Here is a 12,253-nt window from a genome sequence, read left to right as displayed (position 1 = left end):
CAAGTCGCCCTATATCGGGGCTGACCAAGGCGCTTGCGCTTTTCTTACTTTTTACATTCAATGACAATAAAAAAGTGCACAGAAACCATTAAATTAGGTAATAGTTTAGTCAGATACGATTGTCCCTCATATCCTATAAAGACCAAATGGACTAGTATAATCTAAAAGGAAGTGAAGAGGTCCGTATGACAGCAAAGTCTATAACGAATAGAAGTAATCCATTGTTCTCTGATTCCTTGGAACAGCAAAGATTCAGAGACGGCACTGGTGAAAAAAGCTGGGGCGGCGAATTTAAGTGGTCAGAAAGTATAAGAAAACGAAAAAACGATACTGAGCAAATTTCAGAAAAAGTTGCAAGTAAAATCTCACAGGATGATACGAATCATGAGATTGAAGTCAGTATTATCATTCCATCACAAAATAAGTATCCACTAAATTTATTTACCCTTTACTCCCTCGAGTATCAAACCTTTAACACTAAAAAGATGGAAGTAATCTTTATTAACGATGCATCTACTGATCAAACAGAAGAAGCATTAAAAAACTACCATCCTCCCTTTCAATTTAATTATATTCACAACACACAAAAACTCGGTAGAGCTAGGGTTAGAAATTTAGGCATACAAGCTGCAAGGGGGAGTATTCTTATTTTCCTTGATGCAGAGATGATTACTGAACCTGACTTTGTCGCGAATCACTTTAACTATCACCAGAATTCCCAAAATCTTATTGTAACAGGGGCAATGTATGCAAAAGCGCTATATTCTTGTATTTTTCCTGAATTCTCCGACCAAATCATGAAAACGCTCGAAAACCTAGCAAAAAAGAATCAAAAAATATATGAGAGAATCCAAGATTGTAAATTTCCTCTTGAAACGTCATATCCACTGATCGAAAAAGACGATATAGTTCAGGGAACCTTCAAAGAAATATCGTATAGTGCGTACCCATGGTATCAAGAAATCATCAGTAATTTCAACGAAAAATTAGAAGGGTTCATGTTTCCATGGATGGCATTACTAACAGGGAATATGTCCATACGGAAGGAGCTTATAACTCAGGCCGGGATGTTTGATGAAGAGTTTTACCATTATGGTTATGAGGATTGGGAGTTGGGATACAGATTACATCAAATGGGTGCAAAATATATAGTAAGCAATAAATTGACCACATACCACCAGGAGCATCCTGTTGGGGAAGGAAAGTGGAAAGAGGCCGTAGGAAACTTTGGTTTGTTCTGTTTAAAACACCATGAAGTAGATGTGTTAATTTTAGCGTTAGAGCTTGCTAGAATGACAGATATACTAACTATGAATAATGTTTTAAAGGAATATAAACTGCTTCTGCAAACAAATCCAGAACAGTTTCAACACTTCAGAGAAAAATTCATTGCTATCCTTGAGACCATTATTCTTATGCTAGAAGTCGATATTCGTCATATTAATATCTTAGGTGCTGCAGGCTTTAGTACAAAGGCTAGAGAAAGTCTTAAAAACGATATGAAACAAATAGAAACTCTTAAAAGCTATCCGAATTTAATCAAGTTTTTGGCGATGGTGATAAACTCATAAACCAAATGAGAGGAGTGAAAAAGTGGTTTCCATTATTACTTGTACAATAAGAGATGAATGCATGGATAATATTTTTAATAACTATCAGCAACAAACATGGAAAGAAAAGGAATTAATTATTGTTTTGAATAAAGATTCAATGGACATTGATCGATGGATTGAAAAAGCAAAGAACTATCCGAATGTCCAAGTGTTTCAATTGTATGAAAATGCCACTTTAGGCGACTGTTTAAATTTTGGGGTTTTGAACTCCAGCTATGATATTATAGCTAAATTTGACGATGATGATTATTACGGACCTGATTATATTAAAAATGCACTGTTGGTCTTTGAGGATCCAAATATCTCGATTGTTGGTAAAAACTCGATTTATATATATTTTAAAAATAAAAAAGCACTTATTCATGTTCAGGGAGCGGAAAATGCTATGTCTGATACAGTAGCAGGTGCAACCCTAATGTTTAGAAAAAATGTATTTTATTATATCCGTTTTGAAAAAGTAAATCGTGCTGAGGATTACTTTTTTATTGAACAATGTAAAAAATTAGATTTTAACATCTTTTCAACCGATCGTTTTGATTTTGCAGTTATACGGCAGGACTCAGAAAACCATACTTGGAAGATTGATGATGACGACCTAATGGGTTGGGGGGACCTAGTTGGAAATATGGATGATTTTCAATCGCTAGTATCCAATAAGCAATCTTTAATTTAAGAAGCAGGGCAGCCCTGCTTCTCTATTTTTTAATTAAGAGGTCATTTTACTTTCGATTTTTCACACGTTGATTAGCAGCATTAGCGCGTGCCTGTGCCTCAAGATCAGCGTGATCTGCTAACTCTGTAGAATACTCGACATCTTTTCCATCTGTTTTTAAGTTTTTAGGAACTTGTGGAAGTGACCCTTTATTGTGCTTTTGTCCTTGTGCGCGACCCATGAAAAAAACCCCTTTCAAATTAAACTAAAGAGAGCAGCAAATGCTCTCAAAGATAGTTTTTACATTCTGAAAGGAGTCCATTAATGGAAAAATTTTATTCTCAATCTGTGAATGTTTTCCTAGATGCGAGTCTTTTTGTCTGTAAAACCAGCCGCACGGTCAGCCATCTTAAAATCACGCTGATAGCGGACCTCTTGCATGCTTGTTAAAGAATATTTTCCTCCGCCTCTACTGTCCTTCTTTTTCTTTTCACCCATTGTGCTCATTCCTTTCAACCTTTTTGTTAAAACTGAAAGCCTAAGTGCAAAATCATAAAACTTAATATGTACTTATTTCCATTTTTACCTTTTAGAAAAAAAAGATACGGTTTTTTGCAATATATTTTAAAAAAATACTTCTTCAGTATGGTAAAGTAATTTTGAGGTGAAGGATATGGCCATTATTACAAAAATCACCACACAGCAGAAGAACCAAGACCGGTTTAACGTATTTATGGATTATGGCAAAGGTAAAGGTGAGGAATTTGCTTTTAGTGTCGACAGTGATGTATTAATTAAATTTAAACTTAAAAAGGGAATGGAGCTCGATGACTTTTCCTTCTTAGAAATACAATTCCAAGATGACATCCGCAAGGCTTATAGTATGGCTATAAATTATTTGGCTAGAAGAATGAGGTCGGAAAAGGAAATCGTGGATTACCTTGTTCAAAAAGAAGTGGACGAGCCTATTATTAAAGAGGTTATTCATAAGTTAACCACTCAACATTATATTAATGATCAAGATTATGCTGTAGCTTACGTCAGGACGCAAGCAAATACAACAGATAAAGGTCCTAATGTAATTAAAAAGGACTTAAAGGAAAAAGGAGTGACAGAGGGAATTCTTATCCAGGCGCTTGAGGAATTTTCGCTTGAGCAGCAGATGGAAAAGGCAATTAAAATTTCGGGAAAATTTTTTCAAAAAAATGCCAAGGTCTCTCTTAAGGTCCAACAACAAAAGCTTGAACAGCTCCTGTTAAGAAAAGGGTACTCCTATGAAGTGATAAACTTTGCTCTTAATGAGACAGAGGTACCGAAACAGGGTGAAGATGAAGAAATGGAAGCTGTTAGATTTCAAGGGGAGAAGGTCCAAAGGAAGTTTTCTCATCTTGAGGGGTTTGAGTATCAGCAAAAAATAAAACAAGCACTATACCGTAAAGGCTTTACAATGGATTTAATTGAGCGTTTTATATCTGAGAAAGATGAAAAATAAAGAGTTAAGGGAAGTGGATTATGCATGCAACAGGATAAACGCTACAGTGATATGACTGAGTTTGAATTACGGCAAGAAATTGCAGAGCTAAAGGAAAAAGCAAGAAAGGCTGAGCAAATGGGAATGGTGAATGAATTTGCTGTCCTAGAAAGAAAAGTCCAAATGGCACGAGCATATATGATGGACCCTGATTCGTTTAAACCTGGTGAAATTTATCAAATTGAAGGAGATCCCGGACAATATTTTAAAATTGATTATATGAATGGGGTTTTTGCTTGGGGCTACCGCTTAAAAAGCGACGGTAAGGAAGAGGCACTGCCTATTTCGGTTTTAACACCGTTAAAATAAAACAACACGTGGAAAGAAGACTTATAAGACAAACCAGAGGCATATCTCTGGTTTGTCAGTTGAGAATTTGGCAAGCTACAGCGTCATTTAAAGGTGCTGTAGCTCTTCTTTATTTCCAGACAGCTTGCGGTGATTCGTCATCGCGCTCGCCGGAAGCCCGCATGCGTTCTTGCGGGTGAGTATTGATGCTGCCGTCTGCTCTTGTGGAAGCATATTCTGCTTTAGCGCGCGGTTCTCCCTCAAGTTTGTTATCATTTTGATTTGGAAAATTAGTGGCCTTATTTCTCATGCTGTACCTCCAGTTAGGGAATGAGAAAAACGTGAAAAGCATTATATTCAAAGTGCTAACCACGTACTGTTAGTATTGGCTTATTGATTGCAGGTTATTTTATAAGAAAATGGTAAAAGAGGTGTCGTTAATGAATGAATACCATGAAAGATTAATTAAGTTGTTAATGGTTAAAAACGGACAGCTAAGCTACGAACAAGCGCGTACATGGGTGGAGTTATTATGGGATGATTTTGAAACCTCCTATGCAAGAGCTGGCTGGGAATACAAAGGCAGTGAAATGGCAGAACGGATTGTTACTCAGTGGATTGAAAATTATGGAGACAAACTTCACGAGTTTGTCGCAACAAATCCTAAATATAAAAAATTCTTGATTCAATAAGAAAAGAAGGGCTACCTGAGTTAGCCCTTCTCAACTGGGGATAATACTTAACTTCTTCCGTAATTTCTTCTCACTAAATACCCATCCCGTATAAGAACTGATTGGCTTAAGATCACAATCTAATTGAACAACAGCTACAAACGGATAGTGGCCATTACTTCGATAACGTAAATCAATAAACCGGACTTCATAAAAGTCAGTATATTCATCAACTTCCCATCGATAGACGGGAGAGAATGACAAGAATGCTGACAGATTTTTATCCTTTTTAGCAGCTTCGATTACAGGCGTATTTGGAACAGGGACTCGGATAAACCGGTCTAAGATTTCAACCTGCTTATTAACAGATTTCCCTACAAAAAACTGCTCCTTATTCATGGCGGCAATTCTCCATTGATGAAACCGCATTGTTGGTGCAATTATCACTTCTGTGGCGTCTGGAATTAGTTTTTTTACTTCATGCAAGACACTATTTTTCGCTAAGTATCTCCGAACGTAGTATAGGATGATTACAGCATACATAATTAGAAAGGTTACTCCTGGCTTTGCCCCGAGCATCCAAATAAATATGCCGATAATATGAATAGCGAAAATAATTGGATCAAAAGTATTTATGACTCCGAGGGCTACCCATTTAGAAGAGAAGGGTCTAAGGGCTTGTGTCCCATAGGCATTAAAAATGTCGACAAAAACATGGATAAACACTGCGGCGAATGTCCAAGCCCACAAATGCAAAAGGTTTGCACCTGAGAAAAACGGATAGATAACCGCTATAATAAGGAGCGGCCATAAAATGACCGCGGGAATGGAATGGGTCACTCCACGATGATTTCGGATATATATCGCATTATTTCTAAGTTTTAACACAGTGTCAATATCTGGTATTTGTGAGCCTGCAATCGTCCCAATTAAGACACTTACTGCGGTAGCATGACTGCCGGCCACTATCGGATCCAGCGTAGCAAGACCGCCTAAAGCAATACCCATTACAACATGAGTTCCAGTATCCAAAAGGATTTTCCCCCTTTAATAAATTCTTGTCAAAAAAGCGATTTTAGCTTATCGTAAATAAATGGATGTTGATAATTGTCCAGCTGAAGCGCCTAGGTACTCGGAGGTCTAAGCCCCTAATCAAGGCGCTTCCGCTTTTCTTATTTATTTTCCCTTTTTTTGTGGTGTTTAACAATCTGGAGGATCAAAAGTTATGATTATTGAACATGAAAATTCTGAAAAAATCAATATAAATGCATTTCAAAACGATTTAATTTCCTGGTTTAAAAGGGAACAGCGTGACCTGCCATGGCGGAAGGACCAGGATCCTTACAAGGTCTGGGTTTCAGAAATTATGCTTCAGCAGACCAGAGTAGATACGGTTATCCCATATTTTAATCGATTTATTGAATGGTTCCCGACAATTGATGACTTGGCTGAAGCTAATGAAGATAAAGTACTTAAAGCTTGGGAAGGTCTTGGCTACTATTCTCGCGTGCGTAATCTTCAATCCGCAGTGAAGGAAGTAAGGGAGAAGTATAACGGAGAAGTGCCAAATACACCGAAGGAAATCTCTGAACTAAAGGGAGTAGGACCTTACACAGCTGGGGCGATTTTAAGTATTGCCTATGGGATTCCAGAGCCTGCTGTAGATGGAAATGTGATGAGAGTACTCTCTCGAATACTTTCAATTTGGGATGATATAGCTAAATCATCCTCAAGGAAAATTTTTGAACAAGCAGTCCGTGATTTAATCTCGCATGATGATCCATCAGCATTTAATCAAGCCTTAATGGAGCTGGGTGCCTTAATTTGCACACCTACATCGCCTTCTTGTTTATTATGCCCTGTACGGGAGCACTGTCATGCCTTTTTCGAAGGGGTACAAGAAGAGCTGCCTGTTAAAACCAAAAAAACGAAAACACGGAATGTTCAACTTGCTGCTGCGGTACTAACAAATTCCGAAGGTAAATTTCTTATTCATAAGCGTCCAGCTAGCGGCTTGCTTGCAAATTTATGGGAATTACCAAATGTTGAGCTACATCACAATTTACAAAATGAGCGGGAAGAGGTAGTATCTTTATTTACCCAAGAGTTGCAGTTAAATGCCCATCTTGAAAGGATTATTGGTCAAATAGAACACGTATTTTCCCATTTGATATGGAATATTAAAGTCTATACAGGGACACTTCCTGATGATTTTCTAGAAAAAGAGGATTGGAAGCTTGTCTCCATTCAAGAAATGGATGAATATGCTTTCCCAGTTTCCTATCAAAAAATCTTCCAAATGTATAAGAATTCCCAAGAGGAATAAACGCTGCCAATAAGCGTTTATTCCTCTTTTTGGAAATGTCCAGCTTCAGCGCCTGGTTAAGGCGCTTCTGCTCTTCTCATTATATTAGTCGTACACAGTTTTGGTTCCATGAGTATAATCGGCTTCCTGACGTTTCATCCCGCCGCGCTGTTCAATTTCCTCAATAATTTCTCGATGAATCGTTTGACCTTCACTATTTAGATACGGAGCAATTTGTTGAAACGAATGGTGAAAAAAGGCTAATTCACTATTCTTCCAATCCGTTTTCGCCATCATTGAAAGCTCTGTCATATCCCGTCCTACATACATCCCTAAACTCCCCCCTCATTTGTATTTGATTTTAGTGTTTTATATTAATTGTCTTCTATTCATGGAAAAGATAAAATAAATAGAAAAGTGAAACGTTTGGCGACTTATCTTAAAACAAATTACATAGAAGGGAAATAAAAATATGACACAAAAAGTAGCACTGATTACAGGAAGCAGTAGAGGAATTGGCAAGGCAACAGCCCTTCGCTTAGCAGAAGCAGGGTATGATATCGTTATTAACTATGCACGAAGTAAAAGAGCGGCCCTAGAGGTTGCGGAACAAATAGAAGCAAAGGGTCGAAAAGTTTTAGTTATAAAGGCTAATGTAGGCGACGTGGCAAAAATAAAAGATATGTTTGCCCAAATTGACCAAGAATTTGGCCGCTTGGATATTTTCGTTAATAATGCGGCTTCTGGTGTACAACGTCCAGTGATGGAATTAGAAGAATCTCACTGGGATTGGACGTTAAATATCAATAGTAAAGCTCTTTTATTTTGTGCGCAAGAAGCAGCAAAACTTATGGAAAGAAACGGCGGCGGAAAAATAGTCAGCATCAGTTCCCTGGGTTCTATTCGCTATTTAGAAAATTATACCGTAGTAGGCGTTTCAAAGGCAGCTCTTGAAGCGTTAACCAGGTATTTAGCAGTTGAGTTAGCACAAAAGAATATCATTGTTAATGCTGTTTCCGGCGGTGCTGTGGATACAGAGGCTTTGAAGCATTTTCCAAATAGGGAAGAACTTTTGCAAGAAGCGAGGGAAAAAACCCCGGCAGGACGAATGGTGGAAATTGATGACATCGTTAATAGTGTTATGTTTCTTTTATCAGATGAATCCAGCATGATCAGAGGACAAACGATCATTGTTGATGGCGGAATTTCTTTACTCGTTTAAATTGTATTTAAATTATTTTTAAATAATTTTTTTGGATATTCTCCACGCAGCCGGGACATATTAATTTCGTGGAGGTGATATCAATGGCAAACTTCAATCAACAGCCGAACAAAACTTCTGCTGGAACTAACATCCAGGAAGTTAGACAACAAAATGCTCAATCTGCACAAGGCAGTTCTTCTTTTGGAACTGAATTTGCAAGCGAAACTAGTGCTGCAGAAGTAAGAAAGCAAAATGCTCAATCTGCAAGTGCTGGTTCAGCTGGTTTTGCAGGAGCAGGCGCTACTGGAGCAGCTGCTGGCCAATTTGGAACTGAATTCGCTAGCGAAACAAATGCTCAAGAAGTAAGACAACAAAACCAACAATCTCAAGCTCGTAAGAATCAAGGCAACGGTCAATTCGGCCAAAGCTAATACAAAATACTTAAAAGAAGGCACTCTTTATTCGTAAGAGTGCCTTCTTTCCTTTCTTATAGAACTTAGATTAATGTCTAGCTTCAGTGCCCTAGCGACTAGAGTGCTTCCCTCACCTCCCTTCGATAAGTCAACATCGAATCGCTTCGCTCTTCGTGTTTCCTTTATCTTGGTCGGCTCAGTCCAGCCCTTACGTCGCTGAGCAGGGCACTTCCGCTTTTCTTAATGTCCAGCTCCAGTGCCTAGGGGCTCGGGGTCATAAGCCAATCCGTCAGAAAGGCTAAAGTACAGCCTTTCCGCCGACTTGTCTTATGCCTGTCGCCCCTGTTCAAGGCACTTCCGCTTTTCTTAATGTCCAGCTCTAGCGCCTAGGGGCTCGGGGTCATAAGCCAATCCGTCAGAAAGGCTAAAGTACAGCCTTCCCGCCGGCTCGTCTTATGCCTGGCTACAGAAAGCTATCGCTTTCTGTACGCATTAAGGGAGACTAATCTCTGGCTGAGCTTTGCTTGCCAATCGATAATTCTCCCTATATCGCCCCTGGTCAAGGCGCTTCCGCTTTTCTATTTCGACAAAACTTCCTGTATGTCTACAGAAAAAGTCAAAGGGAAAATGCTGTTGTTCGAGAATACATATAGTAGCTAAAAAATAAGGCGGTGAGGGAAATGGATCATTTTAATCGATTAGTTTCCGAGCAAATGGTGACAATGGAAAAATTACTATATCTGCAAGCTGAACTTGAGCGATGCCAGCAAATTGAGGAAGAGCTCCAGACATTACAAAATGCAACCAATCTAGAGAGCATCCAAAGCGATATTCAGGCCATGAAGCAAGAGCTAAAAGAGATACAATTAATTTTTGAAAAGCAAACGGAAGAGGTCATTAATTCCTACCGCGAAATGAATTTAACCCCTTCACTGTAATTTTTGAACGAAAAACAAGGAAAAAATACACAATTTTTTACAAAGAGCCAGTGAATTCTGGCTCTTTTGTTTTAAATTCTTGTCTTAACCGTTATAATAATAAAAAATAGGAATTTTACTTTGTTACCTTTTGTCGTTATTTATATGGTTATGAAATAGGTTTCAAAGCGTTCAAATGAAGGTAGGGGAGAAAATGGTCGTACCCATCGAAGGTGAACCAATGCAAATACATAGCTATAAACACAATGGGCACATCCATCGCGTCTGGGAAGAAACAACTGTTTTAAAAGGGTCTCAGAATTTAGTGATTGGCGGAAATGACCGGACACTTGTAACGGAGTCAGATGGCAGAACATGGATTACAAGAGAACCGGCAATCTGTTATTTCCACTCACAATACTGGTTCAACGTAATTGGAATGATCCGGGAAGACGGTATTTACTATTACTGTAATATTAGTTCACCGTTTATATTCGATGGTGAAGCACTAAAGTATATTGATTATGATCTCGATATCAAAGTGTATCCTGATATGACCTTTAACTTACTAGACGAAGATGAATATGAACGACATCGTCGTGAGATGAACTATCCCGATGTCATCGATAAAATTTTAAAGAGAAATGTTGAGAAATTAATTCAATGGATTCGTCAACGTAACGGTCCTTTTGCACCTGATTTTATCGATATTTGGTATGAACGTTATTTAACTTACAGACGTTAAATACTTCAGTTGTTAAAAGAACCTGTTGTTCGGAGAGCAACAGGTTCTTATCTGTTCAATTTGTACATTTTAGTTGAAGGGGAGGGGATTGCTTGAGCAGTATTCGCAGATACCTGCAATTTGTGAGGCCGTATCGTCTACAAATTATATGGACGATTATTATTGGTATTATTAAATTTTCCATCCCGCTGATTATTCCTATGCTGATAAAGTATGTGGTTGATGATATTGTTGGAAATCATGGCCTGTCCCATGATGAAAAGGTCAATAAACTTATGCTCATTTTGGGTGTTATGGTTGTGGTCTTTGTCTTCCTAAGACCGCCGATTGAATATTACCGACAGTACTACGCTCAATGGACCTCAAGTAAAATTCTATATGATATACGGGACCAGATGTATACTCATATTCAAAAGCTCAGCTTTCGGTATTTTTCAAATAACCGTGCTGGAGAAATTATTTCCCGAATGATTAATGATGTTGAGCAGACGAAGACCTTCGTTATATCCGGATTAATGAATCTTTGGCTTGATATTGCCACTATCGTTATAGCTATCATTTTTATGTTTTATATGAATGTTAAATTAACCGTGGTATCGATCTTGTTATTTCCGCTTTATGCTTTTTCGGTACGGTACTTTTTTGGTAACCTTCGAAAATTAACAAGGAATCGTTCACAAGCGCTAGCGGAGGTACAGAGTTATTTGCACGAAAGAGTGCAGGGAATGTCAGTGATTAAAAGCTTTGCTATAGAGAAATATGAACAAACACAGTTTGATAAACAAAATAAAAATTTTTTAGAAAAAGCCTTGCAGCATACAAGCTGGAACGCTAAATCATTTGCAGCTGTTAACACTATTACGGATATCGCTCCTTTAATTGTGATTGGATACTCAGCCTACCTAGTAATTGAGCATCAATTGTCACTTGGAACGATGGTCGCTTTTTTTGCCTATATCGATAAACTTTATAATCCCTTAAGAAGATTAGTGAATTCATCTACGACGATTACGCAATCATTTGCATCAATGGACCGGGTATTTGAATTTTTAGACGAAAAATATGACATAGTTGACAAGCCAAGTGCTCGAGACTGCAGCGAGGTAAAGGGCGATATATCATTTGATCATGTTTCCTTTTCTTATGATCCAGCAGAAGAGATGGTACTAAAAGACATCCAATTAGATGTTAAAAAGGGAGAAACAATTGCACTCGTCGGGATGAGTGGAGGAGGAAAGTCAACTCTCGTTAGTCTCATCCCCCGCTTCTATGATGTAACAAAAGGGAATATTACTTTAGATGGCGTGGATATACGTGAATTTAAGGTTCAAACTCTAAGAGACAAAATAGGCGTTGTTTTTCAAGACAATATCTTATTTAGTGAATCCGTTAAAGATAACATTTTATTAGGGAAGCCGAATGCGGCCGAAGAAGAAGTGTATCTAGCAGCCAAAGCGGCAAATGCCCATGAGTTTATCTTAAACCTGTCAGATGGATACAACACCAAGGTCGGGGAACGAGGAGTAAAGCTTTCTGGTGGTCAGAAGCAGCGTGTTGCGATTGCCAGGGTATTTTTAAAAAATCCTCCTATTTTAATTCTTGACGAAGCCACATCAGCCTTAGACTTAGAAAGTGAGCATCTTATTCAGGAATCGCTGGAGGAGCTGGCAAAAGATAGGACCACCTTTATTGTTGCCCATCGCTTATCGACCATTACTCATGCCAATCGGATTGTTCTGATTGAACATGGTCAAATTGTTGAGATTGGGACTCATGAGGAACTAATGGCTAAACAAGGGAATTATTATAAGTTATTTCAGGTCCAGCAGCTTGAAAGTAAGAATGAGCAGGTATCTATTTAGGGATACAAATAGAAAAGAACCCCAGCAGAATGATTGAACTGTAACCCATAAA

Annotated in this window: 16 protein-coding genes; 11 read left to right on the top strand and 5 right to left on the bottom strand. The window is 38.3% G+C overall.

Annotated elements, in window-relative coordinates:
• Positions 1-185 precede the first annotated feature (185 nt).
• Positions 186-1,571 (top strand): glycosyltransferase family 2 protein, encoded by a 1,386-nt coding sequence (locus COD92_RS29615; protein WP_098527982.1) that lies wholly within the window; start codon positions 186-188, stop codon positions 1,569-1,571.
• Positions 1,572-1,632: 61 nt separating this feature from the next.
• Positions 1,633-2,286: a glycosyltransferase gene (locus tag COD92_RS29610; protein WP_098527983.1), complete on the top strand. Its 654-nt coding sequence runs from the start codon at positions 1,633-1,635 to the stop codon at positions 2,284-2,286.
• Between the two features lie 46 nt (positions 2,287-2,332).
• On the opposite strand, the gene COD92_RS29605 is transcribed toward COD92_RS29610, so the two are convergent.
• Both COD92_RS29605 and COD92_RS29600 read right to left on the bottom strand, forming a co-directional pair.
• Entirely contained in the window at positions 2,333-2,506 is a 174-nt protein-coding gene (locus COD92_RS29605) for a YfhD family protein (protein ID WP_098527984.1), read from the bottom strand.
• Between the two features lie 119 nt (positions 2,507-2,625).
• A complete protein-coding gene (locus COD92_RS29600; RefSeq protein WP_480254068.1) occupies positions 2,626-2,772 on the bottom strand; it encodes a YfhE family protein in 147 nt (48 codons plus the stop codon).
• Positions 2,773-2,938: 166 nt separating this feature from the next.
• Between COD92_RS29600 and recX the strand changes: the two genes are divergently transcribed.
• Both recX and COD92_RS29590 read left to right on the top strand, forming a co-directional pair.
• Positions 2,939-3,757, top strand: a complete 819-nt coding sequence (recX, locus tag COD92_RS29595; RefSeq protein WP_098996796.1) for a recombination regulator RecX — start codon at positions 2,939-2,941, stop codon at positions 3,755-3,757.
• A 24-nt stretch (positions 3,758-3,781) separates the two neighbouring features.
• Positions 3,782-4,105, top strand: coding sequence for a YfhH family protein (locus COD92_RS29590; protein ID WP_098527987.1), 324 nt, complete (start codon positions 3,782-3,784; stop codon positions 4,103-4,105).
• Between the two features lie 109 nt (positions 4,106-4,214).
• Here COD92_RS29590 and COD92_RS29585 read toward each other — a convergent pair whose 3' ends face one another.
• Positions 4,215-4,394 carry a small, acid-soluble spore protein K gene (locus tag COD92_RS29585; protein WP_098527988.1) on the bottom strand — a complete coding sequence of 60 codons (180 nt, stop codon included), beginning with the start codon at positions 4,392-4,394 and terminating at the stop codon, positions 4,215-4,217.
• A 130-nt stretch (positions 4,395-4,524) separates the two neighbouring features.
• On the opposite strand from COD92_RS29585, the gene COD92_RS29580 reads away from it, so the two are divergent.
• Positions 4,525-4,776, top strand: a complete 252-nt coding sequence (locus COD92_RS29580; RefSeq protein WP_098527989.1) for a YfhJ family protein — start codon at positions 4,525-4,527, stop codon at positions 4,774-4,776.
• 30 nt (positions 4,777-4,806) lie between these two features.
• On the opposite strand, the gene COD92_RS29575 is transcribed toward COD92_RS29580, so the two are convergent.
• Positions 4,807-5,787 (bottom strand): metal-dependent hydrolase, encoded by a 981-nt coding sequence (locus COD92_RS29575; RefSeq protein ID WP_098996795.1) that lies wholly within the window; start codon positions 5,785-5,787, stop codon positions 4,807-4,809.
• 193 nt (positions 5,788-5,980) lie between these two features.
• On the opposite strand from COD92_RS29575, the gene mutY reads away from it, so the two are divergent.
• The gene (mutY, locus tag COD92_RS29570) at positions 5,981-7,081 is read left to right on the top strand and encodes an A/G-specific adenine glycosylase (protein WP_098996794.1); all 1,101 of its coding nucleotides are present in this window, start codon (positions 5,981-5,983) and stop codon (positions 7,079-7,081) included.
• Positions 7,082-7,165: 84 nt separating this feature from the next.
• Here mutY and COD92_RS29565 read toward each other — a convergent pair whose 3' ends face one another.
• Entirely contained in the window at positions 7,166-7,390 is a 225-nt protein-coding gene (locus tag COD92_RS29565; protein WP_098527992.1) for a hypothetical protein, read from the bottom strand.
• Between the two features lie 142 nt (positions 7,391-7,532).
• Between COD92_RS29565 and fabL the strand changes: the two genes are divergently transcribed.
• The 5 genes from fabL to COD92_RS29540 all read left to right on the top strand — a co-directional run bounded on the left by fabL (position 7,533) and on the right by COD92_RS29540 (position 12,201).
• Positions 7,533-8,282, top strand: a complete 750-nt coding sequence (gene fabL, locus COD92_RS29560; RefSeq protein ID WP_098996793.1) for an enoyl-[acyl-carrier-protein] reductase FabL — start codon at positions 7,533-7,535, stop codon at positions 8,280-8,282.
• Between the two features lie 83 nt (positions 8,283-8,365).
• Positions 8,366-8,695, top strand: coding sequence for a gamma-type small acid-soluble spore protein (locus COD92_RS29555; protein ID WP_098527994.1), 330 nt, complete (start codon positions 8,366-8,368; stop codon positions 8,693-8,695).
• Between the two features lie 662 nt (positions 8,696-9,357).
• Entirely contained in the window at positions 9,358-9,615 is a 258-nt protein-coding gene (locus COD92_RS29550) for a YgaB family protein (protein ID WP_098527995.1), read from the top strand.
• Positions 9,616-9,808: 193 nt separating this feature from the next.
• Positions 9,809-10,339, top strand: a complete 531-nt coding sequence (gene ntdP / locus COD92_RS29545; protein ID WP_098527996.1) for a nucleoside tri-diphosphate phosphatase — start codon at positions 9,809-9,811, stop codon at positions 10,337-10,339.
• Positions 10,340-10,431: 92 nt separating this feature from the next.
• Positions 10,432-12,201 (top strand): ABC transporter ATP-binding protein, encoded by a 1,770-nt coding sequence (locus tag COD92_RS29540; protein WP_098527997.1) that lies wholly within the window; start codon positions 10,432-10,434, stop codon positions 12,199-12,201.
• The last annotated feature ends 52 nt before the right edge of the window (positions 12,202-12,253 follow it).

It is taken from the genome of Bacillus sp. AFS037270 (genome assembly GCF_002585305.1).
Note: the sequence above shows the minus strand (reverse complement) of the source record. Positions and strands in the feature narration are given on the sequence as shown.